6 protein-coding genes are annotated in these 6201 nt (G+C 60.8%); 2 read left to right on the top strand and 4 right to left on the bottom strand.

Features of this window, described 5'->3' with window-relative positions; genetic code table 11:
- Positions 1-17 precede the first annotated feature (17 nt).
- Positions 18-1781 (bottom strand): cation:proton antiporter, encoded by a 1764-nt coding sequence (locus HX875_RS14205; RefSeq protein ID WP_177043652.1) that lies wholly within the window; start codon positions 1779-1781, stop codon positions 18-20.
- A 295-nt stretch (positions 1782-2076) separates the two neighbouring features.
- On the opposite strand from HX875_RS14205, the gene HX875_RS14200 reads away from it, so the two are divergent.
- A complete protein-coding gene (locus tag HX875_RS14200; protein WP_177043651.1) occupies positions 2077-2562 on the top strand; it encodes an acyl-CoA thioesterase in 486 nt (161 codons plus the stop codon).
- A gap of 130 nt (positions 2563-2692) precedes the next feature.
- On the opposite strand, the gene HX875_RS14195 is transcribed toward HX875_RS14200, so the two are convergent.
- Complete coding sequence (locus HX875_RS14195; RefSeq protein ID WP_177043650.1) at positions 2693-3736, bottom strand: hypothetical protein; 1044 nt, start codon at positions 3734-3736, stop codon at positions 2693-2695.
- 81 nt (positions 3737-3817) lie between these two features.
- On the bottom strand, positions 3818-4690 hold the full coding sequence (pdxY, locus tag HX875_RS14190) for a pyridoxal kinase PdxY (RefSeq protein ID WP_063033787.1): 873 nt from the start codon (positions 4688-4690) through the stop codon (positions 3818-3820).
- Between the two features lie 117 nt (positions 4691-4807).
- On the opposite strand from pdxY, the gene HX875_RS14185 reads away from it, so the two are divergent.
- On the top strand, positions 4808-5206 hold the full coding sequence (locus HX875_RS14185; RefSeq protein WP_017476780.1) for a DUF3301 domain-containing protein: 399 nt from the start codon (positions 4808-4810) through the stop codon (positions 5204-5206).
- On the opposite strand, the gene HX875_RS14180 is transcribed toward HX875_RS14185, so the two are convergent.
- Positions 5200-6162 carry a CobW family GTP-binding protein gene (locus HX875_RS14180; protein ID WP_177043649.1) on the bottom strand — a complete coding sequence of 321 codons (963 nt, stop codon included), beginning with the start codon at positions 6160-6162 and terminating at the stop codon, positions 5200-5202. The two genes, HX875_RS14185 and HX875_RS14180, sit on opposite strands and share 7 nt — an antisense overlap.
- Positions 6163-6201: the final 39 nt, after the last annotated feature.

Raw genomic sequence — 6201 nt, 5'->3', positions numbered from 1 at the left:
GCTCGCCACAAAGCCGGTCAGTGCTCCGGGGTATCCTTGTGGTTATCCAGGGTCTCCAGCAAGGCGACCTGCATCCGCGTATGCACGCGGATGAACCAGCGCCAGAGCACGGCGGCCACTGCGGCCGTCACCACGGCGATCAGCACCAGCAACTTGTTGGTCGGCAGGATACTGGCCGACAAGGCTGCCAATAGCAGGAAAATCACCAGCAGCGAAAGAATCGGGATCACTTCGGCGATCACCCGGCGTACACGCTGCGTGTGGCGCCCAGCCATTTCCGGCTTCACGCTCATCTCTGCCAGCAGCATCGACAACGCCTTGAGCTTGCGGTACGCCGCAATCAAAAACGGCAGCGACAGCAGCAACGCCCCGCCCCAGATCAACGCCTTCTGCCAGCTCGGATCACTGACCCAACCTTCCAGATAACTGCCAATACGCGCCGCGAAAAAACTGCCGGCAAAGAAGATCGCCACCACCAGCGCCAGGTTTACCCCCACCTGCAAAATGATCTTGCGGATCATCGACGCCAGCATCGCGCCCTCGCCCTGGGGCTGAATGCTGCGCAGCCATTCGCCATACATCCCGAACACCCGGCTCAAACGCTTGGGCATCACCGCCGCGATCTTCAGCGACAGCGGGTCTGCGCCACGAATCAGATACGGCGTGAGCAGCGTGGTGATCGCCGACACAGCCACCGCCACCGGATACAGGAAGTCACTGGTGACCTGCAACGTCATCCCCAGCGCAGCGATGATGAATGAAAATTCGCCAATCTGTGACAGGCCCATCCCCACCCGCAGCGAGGTACGGCCATCATTACCCGCGATAAACGCCCCAAGGCCGCAGGACAACATCTTGCCCAGCACCACCGCCACAGTAATCACCGCAATCGGCCAGGCGTATTGCAGGAGGATCTGCGGATCGATCATCAAGCCAATCGCCACAAAAAAGATCGCACTGAACATGTCGCGAACCGGTTCGATCAAGCGCTCAATTTTCAGTAATTGCCGGGATTCAGCCATGATCGCGCCTATCAGGAAAGCGCCCAGCACCATGCTGTATTCCAGCTTGACCACCAGCAGGCAGAAGCCGAAGCACAGGCCCAGCACGGTGATCAGCAGCATCTCGTTGCTTTCGAACTTGGCCACGTACTCCAGCAGGCGTGGCACCAGCAAAATCCCGATGACCAGCGCGACAATCATGAACAACGAGAGCTTGCCGACGGTGGAAAACACCTCGCCGGAGCTGACCGTGCCGCTGACGGCGATGCTCGACAGCAAGGCGATGATGCCGATGCCGAGGATGTCTTCGACGATCAGCACACCAAAAATCAGCTGGGCAAAACGCTGGTTTTTCATCTTCAGGTCATTGAGTGCCTTGACGATGATGGTGGTCGAGGAAATCGCGAGGATCGCGCCGAGGAACAGTGAATCCATGGTGTTCCAGTCGAACCAGCGCCCGATTTCGTAGCCGATCCAGATCATCAGGATGATCTCGAGGAACGCGGCAATAAACGCGGTGGCGCCGACTTTGAACAGCTTGCGCAGGCTGAACTCCAGGCCCAGGCAGAACATCAGGAAGATCACCCCCAGCTCGGCCAGGGTCTTGATGGTGTCTTCGTCGTGGATCAGGCCAAACGGTGGGGTGTGCGGGCCAATGATGAAGCCGGCGACGATATAACCCAACACCACCGGCTGCTTGAGCCGATGAAACAGGATCGTCACCACCCCGGCCACCAGCATGATCACGGCCAGGTCCTGGATAAAGCTGATGGCGTGCATGGCGAGGGGCTCCTTGAGGGGTACTGGCGCTTTTCCCATTTCCACGCATTCGCCCCGAAAGGTCGCAATGAACGGAAAGAAAAGTCTGCCTTGATCGTAAGAATTGCCCTTGAGGCGGGCTTTTGAAGGGTAACACCGCGACTTGCGACAGAAAGCCGGTGCAATATATGGAAACAGATCGCCACTGGCGTGACGGCAAGCCGAGGGCCAGCGTCCCGTTATGAATGGCTCTGCAAAGATTCCAGCACCCGCAGAGGTGCCTCCCCACCCAATGCCTACAACCCGTGAGTGTGCTATGGAACCCGGAAACACCCAGCTGTCGATGACAGTATTGATGACCCCTGACATGGCCAACTTCTCAGGCAATGTGCACGGCGGCACGCTGCTCAAGTACCTCGACGAAGTGGCCTACGCCTGCGCCAGCCGTTATGCCGGACGCTATGTGGTGACGTTGTCGGTGGACCAGGTGATTTTTCGCGAGCCGATCCATGTCGGCGAGCTGGTGACCTTCCTGGCCTCGGTCAACTACACCGGCAACACGTCGATGGAAGTGGGGATCAAGGTGGTCACCGAGAATATCCGCGAGCGTTCGGTGCGCCATACCAATAGCTGCTTCTTCACCATGGTCGCGGTGGATGACCAGCGCAAACCGGCCGCCGTGCCGCCGCTGCAACCGCAGAACAGCGAAGACAAGCGCCGGTTTGTGCAGGCTCAACAGCGCCGGCAGATTCGCCAGGAGCTGGAGAAGCGGTATCAGGAAATCAAGGCAGACGCGCCGTAAGTCCTACGCTGTAAACCCAATCAAACTGTAGGAGCTGGCTTGCCTGCGATGCAGACACCTCGGTGCTTCAGACAAGCCGAGTTGATCCCATCGCGGGCAAGCCCGCTCCCACATGGGTTCTGCGGTGTTATCAGTAGTGCCAGCAATCGTCAAATCGCGCACACACATCAAAGCGCTGGTCCAACTGGGCCATGCGCTCAATGTGGTGATTAAGGATGTCCAGCGCCACGCTCTTGTTGGTGTTCATGTAGTACCGCAGCATGTACTCGTCACTCGCAGTAATCATCTGGCGTACAGCGTTGTCCGTGGGCTGCAGCCACTGCTGCAACATGATGTCGTTGGTACTGCGCAAGCGCAGGCGGTACACATCGGTAAACATGCCCAGTGCCCGCGCCTGGCGCCCGGCAGCTTCGTCATGAAACAGCTTCAGGTTCTGCCGGTACTGGGTCCAGTATTCGTCCGGCAAGGTGACCGTGCCCATCGATGCCTTTCGCTTGGCAATCAGCGCGTCGATTTTTTCCGGCGAAAACATCGAACTGTCGGCCTTGGGCGGGTCCAGGGTTGTGATCGCCTGCGCGTTCTCCGCGAGGATCCGATCGATCAGCACCGTCCGCTGCGCCGTATCGGGCAACGGTTTGGCGAATATCGGACTTTGCCCCTGGCACACCGGGAAACCCGTATCAAACACCGGCTGCGGGATGCGCACGTCTTTGCCGTTAAATTGGGTCAGGCGCTGGAACAGCGTACTGCAACGGCCGCCCGCCATATCGAAGGTCACTTCATATTCCTCGCCCGCCTTGGGCGTGAAGCTGAAGGTCTTGCCGCAGATGTAGCTACCACCGTTGGTGTTGATCGCCAGCATGGTTTCCTTGCCGGGCGCCAGCTTGACCTCCAGCATGCCCCGGGCCTTGGCCGGCGGCGGCACGAGCATATCGGCCCGGCGCTTGGTGTCCACCACCAGGAAGTTGTTGAGCATGCCCGTGTTCTGGCCCGTGCAGTGTTGTGCGTCGTAGATATCGAGGGTGGTGTTCGACGTGTTGGAGATGAACCGTAGCTTCGCCGCGTCGGGCGCGCTGGCATCTGTGTAGGCGCCGTGGATACTGCATCCGCTGAGCAGAGATGCCAGAACCAGGGCAGCCAATGCCCGTGGCGAATGAAGCAGGGATAGCGACATGATCTTCCTTGATGAACGCAGAGGGCAAAAAGACGGCCGATGGTACCGGACGTCCTTTGCCTCGCTCAATCAGGAATATTCCTACAGCCCGATTGGCGTCGCCTCAAAGCGTACCCGCGGATGGGCAATCCGATCCTGTGCACGCACCAGTTCCAACTCGTAGCTGGCGCACGCCTGGGTTTCCAGCAGCACTTCGTGCACCGCCGCGGCCGTGAACTCAAAGGCCGCCACCAGGCTGTCGCCCAACAATACCCGCGCCAGGAACAGGCCCGACGTCAGGTCACCCACGCCCACTGGCTGGCGCGGGAACGCCAGCAGTGGCCGGCGCAGGTGCCAGCTGCCTTCGGCCGTCACCAGCAACATCTCGAAGCCGTCCGGCAGTTTTCCGGGGTAATCCAGGTGTTTGACCAACACCGCTTTCGGCCCACGGGCCAACAAGGCACGGGCCATGCCCAGGCAATCGAACAGCGACTGCGGCTTGCGCCCGGCAAAGCTGTCCAGCTCCAGCTGGTTGGGGCACAGGAAGTCAGCCATGGCTGCTGCTTCGTCCAGCAGGAAGTCACTGACCTCCTGGGGCACGATGCAGCCTTTTTCCGGATGGCCCATCACCGGGTCGCACAGGTACAGGGCCTTGGGGTTGATCGCCTTGATCCGCGCCACGCCGGTAAGAATCGCCCGGCCCTGGGCCGCGCTGCCCAGGTAGCCCGACAGCACCGCATCACAGTTGCCCAGCTCGCCGATCGCCGCAATGCCTTCCACCAACGCCGGAATTTGCTGCGGCGCCAACACTTCTCCCGCCCACTGGCCATACTGAGTGTGGTTGGAGAACTGCACGGTATTGAGCGGCCACACGTTCACCCCGACCCGTTGCATGGGGAACACGGCGGCGCTGTTTCCGGCGTGGCCAAAGACCACATGAGACTGGATCGCAAGCAGATGGGGCGTACGTTTCATGCAGGGGATTTCCGTAAAGCCGTTGAAATTCTGGCTGCGCAGTATGCGACTAAACGCGGCCTGTACGACAGACCGGAGACGCAGTTAAGCTGGCCGTACTTTGTTGGAGTTCATCGAATGCTGACCCTCGGAAATATCTTCGTGCTGATGCTGCTGGCGACCGGTGCCGCCTGGCTGTGGCACAACCACGGCCTGCGCGAGCGGGCGCTGGAAAGGGTCAAGCAGCATTGCGCCAAGCTCGATATCGAGCTGCTCGATGGCGCCGTGGCATTGAAGCGCATCGGGTTTGTGAAGGATGCCAGCGGTCGACGGCGCCTGGCGCGGATCTACAACTTTGAATTCACCGTGACCGGCGAAACGCGGCACCCGGGGACCATCACCCAGTTCGGCGCCCACAGCGCGCAAATCGAGCTGGCGCCCTACCCGTTCGAGATCAAGACCCCGCTGCCCAGCGCCGAGATCATCGAGCTAAGCCAGTGGCGCCAGGAACACGGGAGCAGCAAGACCCGTCACTGACGGCAATCGGCCAAGGCACGCTGCAATTGCGCAACATCCTGCGCCTCGCTGAAGATCAATTCGATACGCGAATCCCGCCGCCATTCGCTGGGCTGCCAAGCCAAGGCGGCGTTATCCACAACGTTGGCCGATACCCAGCCGTCCAGGCTGTGGATAACCAGTTTTGCCCGCCGCCACGCCAACGGCTCCAGCCATTGCTGCAGGCGCCGCCGGTCGAATTGTTGGCTCGGATGCCAGCGCCAGCCAATGCTCCAGCCGTCTTCCTGGCCCTGACTGAGGCAGATCGGCGATGTCGGATCCGTCCAGACGGCCGGCATTTGCCCTACACCTTTGGGCACCTCGAAGTTATCCACAGCCACCCTGGCTTGGGCGTTCAAACCCGGTAACTGCGCCAAGGGCAACTGAGCCTGCTGTGTCCAGTAGATCGGCCGCTCGGGTAGCTGTTCTTCAATCGCTACGCGCTGCGCGTCACTCAGGGTTTCATGCTTGTTCAATACCAGCAGCCCGGCGCTGGCCAACGCTTCAAGCTGAGCCCCTGGCAACGGCTTGCCCGCCGCCAACGCCTGGGCGTCCAGCACCAGCACGCACGGCTGCACCGCCAGCACCTGCTGCCAGGGCGCTTCCCGCAGTTGCTTGAGCAATTGAGCCGGGTGCCCCAAGCCGGACGGCTCGATAAACAGCCGGTCGGGCTTGGCCTTACGCAGCAGACGGCCCAGTCCTACCTGGAACGGCGCCCCATTGACGCAACACAGGCAGCCGCCCGCCACTTCACCGAGGGCAATACCGTCGTCATCACGGGTCAGCAGCGCTGCATCCAGGCCAATCTGCCCGAACTCATTGATCAACACCGCCCACCGCTCGTTGGCCGGGCGCTGGGCCAGCAGGTGCTTGATCAGGCTGGTCTTGCCGGCGCCCAGGGGCCCGGCAATCACGTGGGTGGGAATGTTCTGCAGCATGGTGGACATCATTCAGACCGTGTAGAGAGCTTTGATCCT

Source organism: Pseudomonas yamanorum (genome assembly GCF_013386765.1).
GTDB classification, from domain to species: domain Bacteria; phylum Pseudomonadota; class Gammaproteobacteria; order Pseudomonadales; family Pseudomonadaceae; genus Aquipseudomonas; species Aquipseudomonas yamanorum_A.
This window is presented reverse-complemented; position numbering and strand designations above follow the sequence as displayed.